This is a genomic window from Streptomyces populi, from assembly GCF_002911015.1.
Classification (GTDB): Bacteria; Actinomycetota; Actinomycetes; order Streptomycetales; family Streptomycetaceae; genus Streptomyces; species Streptomyces populi.
Genome location: NZ_KZ627022.1, coordinates 1 through 11,032, shown reverse-complemented (window position 1 = coordinate 11,032; position 11,032 = coordinate 1). Strand labels below are relative to the sequence as shown.

Below are 11,032 nucleotides of genomic sequence, written 5' to 3'. Positions count from 1 at the left end.
GGTCGGCGGCCCCGTGCACGGCGTCGTCTTCCAGGGCCGCCGCTATGACACCGGCGACCGCGGCGACTACCTGCGTGCCATTGTCAGACTCGCATGCGAACGTGAAGACCTGGGCCCGGACTTCCGGACCTGGCTCCGCAGTTACGTAACCGAGGAGATGTAGGGATTTTGAGCAGCGCCGCGACCCGCACCGCCGACCGGGAACACCTCTGGTCGGTGGACGAGCACCTGGAGGACGTCCTCACGACGGTCCGCCCCCTCGAACCCATCGAGCTGCAACTCCTCGACGCCCAGGGCTGTGTCCTGGTCGAGGACGTCACGGTGCCGGTCTCCCTGCCGCCGTTCGACAACAGCTCCATGGACGGGTACGCGGTCCGGGTCGCGGACGTGGCGGGCGCGAGCGAGGAGTTCCCGGCGGTCCTGACGGTCGTCGGGGACGTCGCGGCCGGCCAGGCCGACCAGCCCCACGTGGGCCCCGGCCAGGCCGCCCGCATCATGACCGGTGCCCCGCTGCCGCCCGGCGCCGAAGCCGTCGTCCCCGTCGAGTGGACGGACGGAGGGCTGGGCGAGGGGCCGGTCTCCGGGATGCGCGCGCACAGCGCGTCCCCCGAGGGCTCCCGCGGACAGGTCCACGTCCACCGACCGGCCGAGGCACGCGCGCACGTGCGCGCGATGGGCAGCGACGTGAAGGCGGGCGACCGCGCCCTCGAAGCCGGCACCCTCCTCGGCCCGCCGCAGATCGGCCTGCTCGCCGCGATCGGCCGCGGCACCGTGCGGGTGCGCCCCCGCCCGCGCGTGGTCGTCCTGTCCACCGGCAGCGAACTCGTCCAGCCCGACGAGGAGTTGAGCACTGGTCAGATCTACGACTCCAACAGCTTCGCCCTGTGCGCGGCCGCCCGTGACGCGGGAGCCATCGCCTACCGCGTCGGCGCCGTCGCGGACGACGCCGAGACGCTGCGCTCGACCATCGAGGACCAACTCGTCCGCGCGGACCTGATGGTCACGACCGGCGGGGTGAGCGTCGGTGCCTACGACGTCGTCAAGGAGGCGCTGTCGTCGGTCGGCGACGAGGACGAGGCGGGCGGCGGCATCGACTTCCGCACCCTCGCCATGCAGCCCGGCAAGCCCCAGGGCTTCGGCTCCATCGGCCCCGACCACACACCGCTGCTCGCGCTCCCGGGCAACCCCGTGTCGTCGTACGTCTCCTTCGAACTCTTCGTGCGCCCCGCGATCCGCACCCTGATGGGACTGCCGGACGTCCACCGGCCCACGACCAGGGCGAAGCTCTCCGCGGACAAGGCGCTGACCTCGCCGAAGGGCCGCCGGCAGTTCCTGCGGGGGACGTACGCCGACGGCACCGTGACGCCGGTCGGCGGCGCCGGGTCCCATCTGGTCGCGGCCCTCGCGCACGCCGACGCGCTGATCGTCGTCCCCGAGCACGACACCTCGGTCGAGCCCGGCGCCGAGGTCGAGGTGGTGCTCCTCGGCTGAGCGGCCGGGAGGGGAGGGCGCCCGCGCGGGACACCTGCCGAAAGACCCCGCGGGACGCCCCGCGGGGCGACCGGGGCGCGCGAGGGGCGCGCGGCTCCTTACCGAGGCGTAGCCCCGGACGGGCGGGCGGTAACGTGTCGGGCACACCAGGCTCGCGCGCCGCACCGCGACGGGCCCTGACCGGGAGTGCCCACGCACATGACTGTTCCGTCCCGGGGGGAGACCTCCGGACACCCTGTGCAGGACCGGCTGACGCACATCGACGAGGCCGGCGCCGCCCGTATGGTCGACGTGTCCGGGAAGGACGTGACCGCCCGCACCGCGCGCGCGAGCGGCCGTGTCCTGGTCTCGCCGCGTGTCGTGGAGCTGCTGCGCGGCGAAGGGGTCCCCAAGGGCGACGCCCTCGCCACCGCGCGCATCGCCGGGATCATGGGAGCCAAGCGCACGCCGGACCTGATCCCGCTGTGCCACCCGTTGTCGGTATCCGGTGTCAAGATTGAACTGTCGGTCACGGACGACGCCGTCGAGATCCTCGCGGCCGTGAAGACGACCGACCGCACGGGCGTGGAGATGGAGGCCCTCACCGCGGTCAGCGTGGCGGCCCTGACCGTGATCGACATGGTCAAGGCTGTCGACAAGGGGGCGGTCATCACGGACGTACGGGTGGAAGAGAAGACCGGCGGGAAGTCGGGCCACTGGAGCCGGGCATGAGCGGCGAGACCGTCACCGGCGAAGCCCTCACGGCGGACTACAGCGCCTTGGTCGTCACCGCCTCCAACCGCGCCGCCGCCGGGGTCTACGAGGACAAGGGCGGCCCCCTGGTCGCCGCAGGCCTCGCGGGATCCGGCTTCGCGGTCGACGGTCCGTGGGTCGTCCCCGACGGGGACCCCGTGGAGGAGGCGCTGCGCGCCGGGGTCGAGGCGGGCTACGACGTCATCGTCACCACCGGCGGCACGGGGATCTCGCCCACCGACCGCACCCCCGAGGCGACCCTGCGCGTGCTCGACCACGAGATCCCGGGCATCCCCGAGGCCATCAGGGCGTTCGGCAGGGACAAGGTGCCCACCGCGGCGCTCTCGCGAGGGCTCGCCGGAGTCGCCCGGGGGACGCTGATCGTCAACCTGCCGGGTTCCACCGGCGGGGTGAAGGACGGACTGGCCGTCCTGGAACCCCTCCTGATCCACGCCGTCGACCAGATCCGCGGCGGCGACCACCAGAGACCCGGCGGCAGTGGGGGTGCGAGCTGAACAGCCCGTCATGGCCGGTCGAGCTGGTGGACGGCGATGTCGTCCTCCGGCCGATAAGGCTGCGCGACCAGCGGGCCTGGCGCGAGGTGAACCGGCGCAACCGCGACTGGCTGCGGCCCTGGGAGGCGACCATCCCGCCCCCCACCCCGAGCGGCCCGATCGCGCACCGCCCGACGTACCGGCAGATGGTCCGCCACCTGCGCGCCGAGGCCAACGCGGGCCGGATGCTGCCCTTCGTGATCGAGTACCAGGGGCGGCTGGTCGGCCAGCTCACCGTGGCCGGGATCACCTGGGGCTCGATGTGCTCCGGGCACATCGGCTACTGGGTGGACCAGTCGGTGGCGGGCCGCGGGGTGATGCCGACGGCCGTGGCGCTGGTGAGCGACCACTGCTTCCGCACCGTCGGGCTGCACCGCATCGAAGTCTGCATTCGCCCCGAGAACGGACCCAGCCGCAGGGTCGTGGAGAAACTCGGATTCCGGGAGGAAGGGCTGCGCCCGCGCTATCTCCACATCGACGGTGCCTGGCGGGACCACCTCGTCTTCGCGCTCACCGCGGAGGAAGTGCCCGAGGGGCTGCTCGGCCGCTGGCGGCGGACGCGTCCGGCGCCGGGCCGTCCGGATCAGGCCGGACCGGAGCAGGCCGGCTCGTGGAACCCCGGCAAGCCCGGCAACACCGGAAAATGAAATAGGTGTTCGAAAATGATCGGCGAGCGATCGCGTCCGGGCATTAAATTCACGCTCTCGGCGGCCCGGTGATCGCATCGCTCACAAAAAAAGCTCGAAATATCAGCCGGATCGTGCGACACACCGGCTCAATTGGCAGATGGCCTCACGCAAACCCCTCTACCGTGTGAGGCGTGAGCAGCAGCGGCCTCATCTACGCAGTCATCGTCGGGGCCTGGGCCGCCTACTTGGTGCCGATGTGGCTCCGTAGGCAGGACGAGCTGAACGAAGCCCGTCCGACGGAACGCTTCAGCACCGCCATCCGGCTGCTGTCCGGACGGGCGGGCATGGAGCGTCGATACGCCAAGGACCTGCGCGCACGCTCCGCCGAGGAGGAGGAGCCCAGCGCCGACCCGGACGCCGTCACCGATTCGGTGGACGTCCGGGCCTTCGCCGTGCCCCCGACCCGGCCCCAGGCGGCGGACCGGCACCGTCCGCACGTACAGGAACGGACGCAGGCGCCGGAGCCGGACCGGGCGGAGCAGGAGCCGGGCGCACGCGCGACCGGCAAGGAGAGCGGTGCGTACGAGACTCCGGGTGTCGCCCGGTCCGTACCGCACCAGCCGGGCGCGTCCACGCCGAGACCTCCGGCCAAGTCCGCGTCCCAGCAGGCCCTGCCGGGCGCGCGCCGGGCGGTCTCGGCGGAAGCCGCGGCACGGGCCCAGCGCACGAAGGTCCTCGCACGCCGTCGGCGCACGACGGTCCTGCTGTTCCTCGCCTTCACCCTCGGCGCGATCGTGGCGGCCGTGGGCGGACTCGCGTTCCTGTGGGCGCCCGGTGTGCCGGCCGTGATGCTGAGCTCGTACATCGTGTACCTGCGCGCCCAGGAGCGGCGGCGCTTCACCTACACCATGGACCGCCGCCGGGCCGAGGCCGCGGCGCAGCGGCTGAGGGAGCGGCAGCCCCGTCGGCGGGCGTCCGCCGACCCCGGGGCGGACGAACCGGAGGAGGCCCCGGCCCCCGACACCGATCCCGGCCTCCTGGCGCTCGCCGCCGACCGCCGCGCCCTCGTCGAGCAGACCGACCATGCCGAGTGGGTCGACCAGCAGCGCGAGCGCCAGTGCGGGCCCGCCCAGGGCGACAGCTGGGACCCGGTGCCCGTTCCCCTGCCGACCTACGTGACCGCGCCGGTCGCGCCCAGGGCGACGTCCAGCGTGGACCTGGGCGCGCCGGACGCGTGGAGCTCCGCGCGCTCCAGCGTGGCCGAGCCGAGCGCGCCCGGGGCGGAACCGGCCGACGAGGACCTCTCCGAGGGCTCCGGCGGCGCCGAGGCGGCGGACGACAGCCGCAGCGACGCGCGGCGGGCGGCGTCCGCGCGGCGCGCCCGCGAGCGCGGCCGGACGCCTCTGTTCGACCAGTACGAGGACGGCGAACGGCCGCGCGCGGCCAACGAGTGACGGGTGTGCCGACCGGGGTCCGCGGCCGTCCGGCTGACCAGGCGGGAACGGATTACCGAGCACCTCGATCGGGATGCTAGAGTTTCACTCGTTGCAAGGGCCTGTGGCGCAGTCTGGTAGCGCACCTCGTTCGCATCGAGGGGGTCTGGGGTTCAAATCCCCACAGGTCCACCGCAGCTCAGAGCCTCGGCCGGAGAAATCCGGCCGGGGCTCTTTGGCGTTCCGCCGCGGCGGGCGGTGATCCACTTCTGTGTCGGGTGTCACACGGCCCGAGGGGCGCGAGCGCCGCAACCGCTACGGGCGCGGGACCGAGTTGGGCATCGGTGTGAACCTCCCGGAGGGCGACGCCGATCCGGCCCCCGCCGTCGGTGCCTGCGGGAACGTGGAGACGGACAGGGCCGGTTGGCCCCCGCCCCGGGCCGCCGACGGACGGGGCCGGCGCGGCGGCCGGTCCGCCGGGGCGGTGCCGGACGGGCACCGCCCCGATGGCTAGAGGGCCTTGGCGTAGCAGAGGCTCAGTTCGTGGAAGCGGTAGTAGCCGAATTTCGCGCACGGCTCGTAGCCGCTCGACGCGTACAGGGCGACCGCCTCGGGCTGCTTGGAGCCGGTCTCCAGGACCATGCGGGCGCGGCCCGCCGTGCGGGCGTCCTCCTCCAGCGCGGCCAGCATGCGCCGGGCGAGACCGAGGCCGCGGGCCTCGGGGACCACGTACATGCGCTTGAGCTCGGCGTCCCCGTCCGAGTACCCCTCGTCGTTCTCGTCCTGGGTGCGCCAGCCGCCCGTGGCCACCGGACGGTCCCTCTCGTCGTACGCGATCAGGTAGAGGCCGGCCGGCGGGACGAACATCCGCGCGTCCATGTGCGTGGCGTCGCCGTCGTCGCCGTAGCGCTCGGCGTATTCGGCCTGGACCTGGTCGTTGAGCTTCACGGCGTCGGGATGGTCGAAAGGGACCGGGCGGAAATTCATGCGTAATACCGTACATCTATGCGATGGGTGAATGGAGGGCGGAGAAACCCGCGGCCGGCCGTGCCACCGTAGATCGAGTTCTGGACGGCCGTATGGATTAAGTATCGTGCCCGGGTGCTGACTGTGACCTCTGTGAATGTGAACGGGCTCCGTGCCGCCGCGAAGAAGGGTTTCGTGGAGTGGCTCGCGGGGACCTCCGCGGACGTGCTGTGCCTCCAGGAGGTACGGGCGGAGCCCGGACAGCTCCCCGAGGAGGTGCGGGCGCCCGAGGGGTGGCACGTCGTGCACGCCCCCGCCGCCGCCAAGGGCCGTGCGGGCGTGTCCCTCTACACGCGCCGCGAGCCCGACCGGGTCCGGATCGGCTTCGGCTCCGAGGAGTTCGACTCCACCGGACGGTACGTCGAGGCGGACCTGCCCGGTGTCACCGTCGCGAGCCTCTACCTGCCCTCGGGTGAGGTCGGGACCGAGCGGCAGGACGAGAAGGTCCGGTTCATGGACGAGTTCCTCACCTATCTGAAGGGGCTGAGGGAGCGGGCCGCCGCCGACGGGCGCGAGGTCGTCGTGTGCGGCGACTGGAACATCGCCCACCAGGAGGCCGACCTCAAGAACTGGCGCGCCAACCGGAAGAGCTCCGGCTTCCTGCCCGAGGAACGGGAGTGGCTCGGCCGCGTCCTCGACCCGGAGGACGGTGGGTACGTCGACGTCGTACGCGCCCTGCACCCGGACACCGAGGGGCCGTACACCTGGTGGTCGTACCGGGGGCGGGCCTTCGAGAACAATTCAGGTTGGAGGATCGACCTTCAGGTCAGCACGCCGGGGCTCGCGGGCAAGGCGGTCAAGGGTCTCGTGGAGCGTGCGGCGACCCACGGGGAGCGCTGGTCCGACCACGCGCCGGTCACGGTGGCCTACGAACTCTGAGCGGCCTCGCCGCGCTCCCGGGGCGGGGCGTCCCGGTGCTCCCGCAGTCGCCGGTCCAGCGCCATCGACAGTTCCGCCTCCACCACGTTCTTGGCCAGGGGGCGCAGGCGCTGGAGGTCTTCGGGGGTGCGGTCCTCGGTGAGGACGAGGGCGGTGAAGAGTTCGGCCAGGGCCTCGGTGTGCTCGCGCACGCGGCGGGCCGCCGTCAGGACGTCCGCGAGGGGGATGCCCTCGCGGACCAGGGCGGCCGAGACGTCGAGCAGGCGGCGGCTGATGTGGACGATCTCGCCGCCGTCCGTGCCGAGGTAGCCGAGGTCGAGGGCCGCGGCGAGGTTCTCCCCGGTCGCCTGGCCCGCGAAGACGTCGGCCAGTTCCTCGGGGGAGAGGCGGACGGGGGTCTCCTCGGTGGGCTCGCCGAGGCCGAGCAGTTCGCCGACGTCACGGCCGTGGTCGAAGGCCTCGGCGAGTTCCGCGATGCCGTTCAGGGTGTGGCCGCGCTCCAGCAGCGCCGAGATGGTGCGCAGACGGGCCAGGTGGGTGTCGTCGTACCAGGCGATGCGGCCCTCGCGCCGGGGCGGCGGTATGAGTTTGCGCTCCCGGTAGAAGCGCAGGGTGCGCACGGTGATGCCGGCCTCCTCGGCCAGTTCCTCCATGCGGTACTCGCGGTGCCGGCCGGGATCCGCCGTGGAGCGGGCGGCACCGGCGGCCGGGCCGGGGTCCGGCTCCGGAGCCTCGCGTGGCGGCGCCTCCGGCCGGTTCCCGCCGTGCTTCCGCGTCTCCGCGCCCCCTTCGCGCGTCCGCGCGCCGCGCTTTCCTGATCCCTCGGCCACGTCCGCACCCTACGTCGTACCCCCGGTAACTTTCCCGGCCGCGACCTCTACCCATGAGTACGAAGCTGCTCTACCCTCCCGATTGTGCCAGTGTTCACTGGCAGGGTCGTGCGGACCAGGGAGGCGTCGGGATGACCGAGCACGAGCATGTACGGGTGGCGGTGATCGGGTCCGGGTTCGGCGGGCTGGGTGCCGCCGTACGGCTGCGACGCGAAGGGATCACCGACTTCGTGGTCCTGGAGCGGGCCGGCTCCGTCGGCGGCACCTGGCGTGACAACAGCTATCCCGGGTGCGCCTGCGACGTCCCCTCGCACCTGTACTCGTTCTCGTTCGCGCCCAACCCCGAATGGCCGCGCACCTTCTCCGGGCAGGAGCACATCCGCGCCTACCTGGAGCACGTGGCGGACGTCTTCGGACTGCGGCCGCACCTGCGGTTCGACTCCGAGGTCGAGAAGATGACCTGGGACACGGACCGGCTCCACTGGCGCATCGAGACGAGCGCCGGGTTCCTGACCGCGGACGTCGTCGTGTCCGCGACCGGGCCGCTCTCCGACCCCAAGATCCCCTCGATCCCGGGGATCGACACCTTCACCGGCAAGGTGTTCCACTCGGCCCGCTGGGACCACGACTACGACCTGCGCGGCAAGCGGGTGGCCATGATCGGCACCGGGGCCTCCGCCATCCAGATCGTGCCGGAGATCCAGCCGGACGTCGCCCGGCTGACCCTGTTCCAGCGCACCCCGCCGTGGGTGATGCCCCGGGTCGACCGCGCCATCACCGGCGCCGAGCGGTGGCTGCACCGGCGGCTGCCCTTCACGGCGCAGGCCCGGCGGGGACTGCTCTGGGGCATCCGGGAACTCCAGGTGCAGGCCTTCACCAAGCGGCCGAACGAGCTCGGCCTGGTCGAGCGGCTGGCCGAGCGGAACCTCGCGCGCGCCGTGAAGGACCCGGAGCTGCGGAAGAAGCTGACCCCCGACTACCGGATCGGCTGCAAGCGCATCCTGCTGTCGAACGCCTACTACCCGGCGCTCACCCGGCCCAACGTGGACGTGGTGGCCTCCGGGCTCGACCGGATCGAGGGCTCCACGGTGATCGCGGCCGACGGCACCCGGGCCGAGGTCGACGCGATCGTCTTCGGGACCGGCTTCCACGTCACCGACATGCCGATCGCCGAGCGGGTCGTCGGCGCGGACGGCAGGACGCTCGCGCAGGCCTGGGAGACCGGCATGAAGTCGCTGCGCGGCGCCACCGCGGCCGGCTTCCCCAACTGGATGACGGTCATCGGACCGAACACCGGGCTCGGGAACTCCTCGATGATCCTGATGATCGAGTCCCAGCTGAACTACATGGCGGACTTCGTGCGGCAGCTCGACGTCCTCGGCGGGCGCGTGGCGCTCGACGCCCGCCCCGGCGCCGTGGACGCCTGGAACCACAGGGTCCAGGAACGCATGAAGCGCACGGTGTGGAACACCGGCGGCTGCACCAGCTGGTACCTGGACGCCAACGGCGTCAACACGACCGTGTGGCCCGGCACGACGACCGAGTTCCGGGGTGCCACGCGCCGCGTCGACCTCGGGGAGTACGACGTGCTGCGCGCGGGGGACCCCGCACCGGGGCGGACGACGGAAGCCGCGCCGGAGCCGCGCACGAAGAGCACCCGCAAGAAGAAGGTGGAGGCAGGGGCGTGAGCCGACCGACGCACGAGACGCACGGGGCGTACGCGCCTCCCGTGCCGGTGAGGGAACTGATCGCGCACTCCGCGGACGGTGCGCGGCTGCACGTCGAGGTGCACGGCCCCGAGGGCGCGCCCGTCGTCGTCCTCGCGCACGGCTGGACCTGCTCGACCGCCTTCTGGGCGGCCCAGATCCGGGACCTCGCCGTCGACCACCGGGTCGTCGCGTACGACCAGCGCGGGCACGGACGCAGCCCCGCGGGCGACGCGTGCAGCACCGAGACGCTGGCCGACGACCTGGAGGCGGTGCTCGCGGCCACCCTCGGGCCGGGGGAGAAGGCCGTGCTCGCGGGTCACTCCATGGGCGGCATGACGCTGATGGCGGCCTCGGCGCGGCCGCGGTTCCGGGAGCACGCGGCGGCGGCGCTGCTGTGCAGCACCGGGAGCACACGGCTGGTCGAGGAGTCGCTGGTGCTGCCCTGGCGCGCCGGACGGCTGCGCACGCGCGTCACCGCCGCCGTGCTCAGCTCGCGCGCGCCGCTCGGGCCCGTCACACCGGTCACCCGGCGGATCCTCAAGTACGCGACCATGGGCCCCGGTTCGTCCCCCGTGATGGTGGACGCGTGCGCGCGGATCGTGCACGCCTGTCCGCGCACGGTGCGTCACGCCTGGTCGGTCGTGCTCTCCACGCTCGATCTCGACGCGGGGGTGCGGGAGTTGAGGGTGCCGACGGCGGTGATCTCGGGCACCGCGGACCGGATGACACCGGTCGTGCACGCGCGCGCCCTGGTGGCGGCGCTGCCGAACTGTGTCGGCAGCACCGAACTGCCGGGGCTCGGGCACATGACTCCGGTGGAGGCGCCGGAGCTGGTGACCGCCCGGATCCGGGAGCTCGTCACCACCTACGTCCGGGGCGCCGGTGCGGCCGTGAAGGCCGCGGCCGAAGGCGCGGAGATCCCGGAGACCGCAGAGATCAAGGAGGGCGCATGAGCAGGGTGAGCCTGGAAGGGCGGGTCGCCGTCGTCACGGGGGCCGCACGCGGTGTCGGCGAACTCCTCGCGCGCAAGCTCTCCGCGCGCGGGGCCAGGGTCGCGCTGGTCGGGCTGGAGGCCGAGGAGTTGAAGCGGGTCTCGGAACGGCTGCGCGGCGAGAGCGACCACTGGTACGCCGACGTCACCGACCACGAGGCGATGGCGCGGGTCGCCCGGGAGGTGAAGGAGCGGTTCGGGAAGGTGGACATCGTCGTCGCGAACGCCGGTGTCGCGAGCGGCGGGCCCTTCGTGGACTCCGACCCCGTCGCCTGGCGGCGGGTGATCGAGGTCAACCTGATCGGATCGGCGGTCACCGCGCGGGCGTTCCTGCCGGCGCTGACGGAGAGCCGGGGTTATCTGCTGCAGATCGCGTCGCTGGCCGCGATCACCCCCGCCCCCATGATGTCGGCCTACTGCGCCTCCAAGTCCGGTGTGGAGGCGTACGCGCACAGTCTGCGCGCCGAGGTCGGCCACAAGGGCGTGGGGGTCGGCGTCGGTTATCTGTCCTGGACCGACACCGACATGGTGCGGGGGGCCGATCAGGACGACGTGATGCGGGAGTTGAGGCAGCGGCTGCCGTGGCCGTCCAACAAGACGTATCCGCTGGGGCCGGCCGTCGACCGGATCGTGGCCGGGATCGAGCGCCGCTCCAGTCATGTGTACGCGCAGTGGTGGCTGCGCGGGATGCAAGGGATCCGGGGATATCTGCCCGGCGTCATCGGGGTGGTCGGGCAGCGCGAGATGCGGCGGTTCGA

11 protein-coding genes, 1 tRNA gene and 1 pseudogene are annotated in these 11,032 nt (G+C 72.7%); 11 read left to right on the top strand and 2 right to left on the bottom strand.

Features of this window, described 5'->3' with window-relative positions:
- From CW362_RS41040 to CW362_RS41010, 7 genes and pseudogenes are all read left to right on the top strand, one after another.
- A pseudogene (locus CW362_RS41040) lies at positions 1 to 163 on the top strand (UTP--glucose-1-phosphate uridylyltransferase); the annotation flags it as partial.
- Between the two features lie 5 nt (positions 164 to 168).
- Positions 169 to 1,491, top strand: a complete 1,323-nt coding sequence (glp, locus tag CW362_RS41035) for a molybdotransferase-like divisome protein Glp (protein WP_103554682.1) — start codon at positions 169 to 171, stop codon at positions 1,489 to 1,491.
- Positions 1,492 to 1,689: 198 nt separating this feature from the next.
- Positions 1,690 to 2,202 carry a cyclic pyranopterin monophosphate synthase MoaC gene (gene moaC / locus CW362_RS41030; RefSeq protein ID WP_103554681.1) on the top strand — a complete coding sequence of 171 codons (513 nt, stop codon included), beginning with the start codon at positions 1,690 to 1,692 and terminating at the stop codon, positions 2,200 to 2,202.
- Complete coding sequence (locus CW362_RS41025) at positions 2,199 to 2,738, top strand: MogA/MoaB family molybdenum cofactor biosynthesis protein (protein WP_103554680.1); 540 nt, start codon at positions 2,199 to 2,201, stop codon at positions 2,736 to 2,738. Before moaC ends, CW362_RS41025 begins: the two co-directional genes overlap by 4 nt.
- 26 nt (positions 2,739 to 2,764) lie before the next feature.
- A complete protein-coding gene (locus tag CW362_RS41020; RefSeq protein WP_225861047.1) occupies positions 2,765 to 3,424 on the top strand; it encodes a GNAT family N-acetyltransferase in 660 nt (219 codons plus the stop codon).
- Positions 3,425 to 3,597: 173 nt separating this feature from the next.
- The gene (sepX, locus tag CW362_RS41015; RefSeq protein WP_103554679.1) at positions 3,598 to 4,860 is read left to right on the top strand and encodes a divisome protein SepX/GlpR; all 1,263 of its coding nucleotides are present in this window, start codon (positions 3,598 to 3,600) and stop codon (positions 4,858 to 4,860) included.
- A 97-nt stretch (positions 4,861 to 4,957) separates the two neighbouring features.
- Positions 4,958 to 5,031: transfer RNA gene (locus CW362_RS41010), tRNA-Ala, on the top strand.
- Positions 5,032 to 5,349: 318 nt separating this feature from the next.
- Here the strand turns inward: CW362_RS41010 and CW362_RS41000 are convergent.
- Positions 5,350 to 5,826, bottom strand: coding sequence for a GNAT family N-acetyltransferase (locus CW362_RS41000; RefSeq protein ID WP_103554677.1), 477 nt, complete (start codon positions 5,824 to 5,826; stop codon positions 5,350 to 5,352).
- Between the two features lie 114 nt (positions 5,827 to 5,940).
- Between CW362_RS41000 and CW362_RS40995 the strand changes: the two genes are divergently transcribed.
- The gene (locus CW362_RS40995; protein ID WP_103554676.1) at positions 5,941 to 6,744 is read left to right on the top strand and encodes an exodeoxyribonuclease III; all 804 of its coding nucleotides are present in this window, start codon (positions 5,941 to 5,943) and stop codon (positions 6,742 to 6,744) included.
- On the opposite strand, the gene CW362_RS40990 is transcribed toward CW362_RS40995, so the two are convergent.
- Positions 6,732 to 7,397 carry a MerR family transcriptional regulator gene (locus CW362_RS40990; RefSeq protein ID WP_103554683.1) on the bottom strand — a complete coding sequence of 222 codons (666 nt, stop codon included), beginning with the start codon at positions 7,395 to 7,397 and terminating at the stop codon, positions 6,732 to 6,734. The genes CW362_RS40995 and CW362_RS40990 overlap by 13 nt on opposite strands.
- A 308-nt stretch (positions 7,398 to 7,705) precedes the next feature.
- On the opposite strand from CW362_RS40990, the gene CW362_RS40985 reads away from it, so the two are divergent.
- The 3 genes from CW362_RS40985 to CW362_RS40975 all read left to right on the top strand — a co-directional run.
- Positions 7,706 to 9,262 (top strand): flavin-containing monooxygenase, encoded by a 1,557-nt coding sequence (locus CW362_RS40985; RefSeq protein ID WP_103554675.1) that lies wholly within the window; start codon positions 7,706 to 7,708, stop codon positions 9,260 to 9,262.
- Positions 9,259 to 10,236: an alpha/beta fold hydrolase gene (locus tag CW362_RS40980; protein ID WP_103554674.1), complete on the top strand. Its 978-nt coding sequence runs from the start codon at positions 9,259 to 9,261 to the stop codon at positions 10,234 to 10,236. Before CW362_RS40985 ends, CW362_RS40980 begins: the two co-directional genes overlap by 4 nt.
- Positions 10,233 to 11,032 (top strand): SDR family oxidoreductase (locus CW362_RS40975; protein WP_103554673.1); only part of this gene is annotated, 800 nt, incomplete at its 3' end. The genes CW362_RS40980 and CW362_RS40975, both read left to right, overlap by 4 nt.

Coding starts and splice junctions, on each gene's coding strand:
- moaC (WP_103554681.1), top strand. CDS start 1,690: ATGACTGTTCCGTCCCGGGGGGAGACCTCCGGACACCCTGTGCAGGAC.
- CW362_RS41025 (WP_103554680.1), top strand. CDS start 2,199: ATGAGCGGCGAGACCGTCACCGGCGAAGCCCTCACGGCGGACTACAGC.
- CW362_RS41000 (WP_103554677.1), bottom strand. CDS start 5,826: ATGAATTTCCGCCCGGTCCCTTTCGACCATCCCGACGCCGTGAAGCTC.
- CW362_RS40990 (WP_103554683.1), bottom strand. CDS start 7,397: ATGGAGGAACTGGCCGAGGAGGCCGGCATCACCGTGCGCACCCTGCGC.
- CW362_RS40985 (WP_103554675.1), top strand. CDS start 7,706: ATGACCGAGCACGAGCATGTACGGGTGGCGGTGATCGGGTCCGGGTTC.